The organism is Bradyrhizobium sp. Kon56 (assembly GCF_055807635.1).
Genome location: NZ_JBVVOU010000432.1, coordinates 1 through 268, shown reverse-complemented (window position 1 = coordinate 268; position 268 = coordinate 1). Strand labels below are relative to the sequence as shown.

The 268-nt window shown below is 64.9% G+C and carries 1 protein-coding gene; it reads right to left on the bottom strand.

Going from position 1 to position 268, the window contains the following annotated elements; translation table 11 throughout:
• On the bottom strand, positions 1-212 hold a 212-nt coding region (locus AC0L3B_RS39570; RefSeq protein WP_473383273.1), incomplete at its 3' end, for an RcpC/CpaB family pilus assembly protein.
• Positions 213-268 lie beyond the last annotated feature (56 nt).

Genomic DNA, 268 nt, shown 5'->3' with positions numbered 1-268 from the left:
CCTTCGCCGGCCCAGTAATGGCTCAGCAGACGTTCGTCGGCGCTGCGCACAGCCAGGCGCAAGGTGCCCGCCTGGGTCGCCAGCATCAGCCGGCTCAGCATCTGTTCGGGCACAGCCAGCACCACTGTGCGCGAGGGCGCATGGCGCTGGGCTTTCTCTTCGGCGGTCAGCGCGGGAGGGGAGGCGGGGATGCCATCGTTGGTCAGGCCCATCTGGTCGCCGACGCATATTGTTCATAGCTGCCGAACTCTTCATAAATGCCGATAAC